The organism is Brevibacterium sp. HMSC063G07 (assembly GCF_001810665.1).
In the GTDB taxonomy this organism is placed as follows: Bacteria; Actinomycetota; Actinomycetes; order Actinomycetales; family Brevibacteriaceae; genus Brevibacterium.
On sequence record NZ_KV802322.1, the window covers coordinates 1 to 464 of the forward strand.

At 51.7% G+C, this 464-nt stretch carries 1 pseudogene; it reads left to right on the forward strand.

What is annotated here, in order from left to right:
• Positions 1-43: 43 nt before the first annotated feature.
• Positions 44-464, forward strand: a pseudogene (locus tag HMPREF2757_RS02375) (transposase); the annotation flags it as partial.

The following is a 464-nucleotide window of genomic DNA, read 5'->3' on the forward strand; positions in this document are numbered from 1 at the left end:
GTCCTGGGTTTAGTTCCTACCTTAGGTAAGGAAGGATTGAACTATGCCTAGAAAGTATTCCGTCGAGTTCAAGGAGAAGGCGGTTCATCAGATCATCGAAATGGTCCGTTTGGAGTCTTGCTCACTGCAACGCGCCTACACTCAGGTCGGCGAGCTCCTTGGAGTATCTCACCACACGTTGCGGGCTTGGTACCGTGACAGTGCTTCAGTACGTGATAATTCTGATGCGTCAGGCGGCGAAGGAATGGAAGAAGAGCTCAAGCGTCTGCGCCGAGAAAACCGCGAACTGAAACGAGCAAACGGGATTCTTAAGACTGCTTCGGCTTTTTTCGCAGCGGAACTCGACCGACCCGCGACCAAATGATCTCTTACATCGACGCATATAAAGATCAGTTTGGGGTCGAGGCTATCTGCCGAGTCCTTCGACAAGCAGATCGTGGATTCATTACTTCACGCGGCTACCG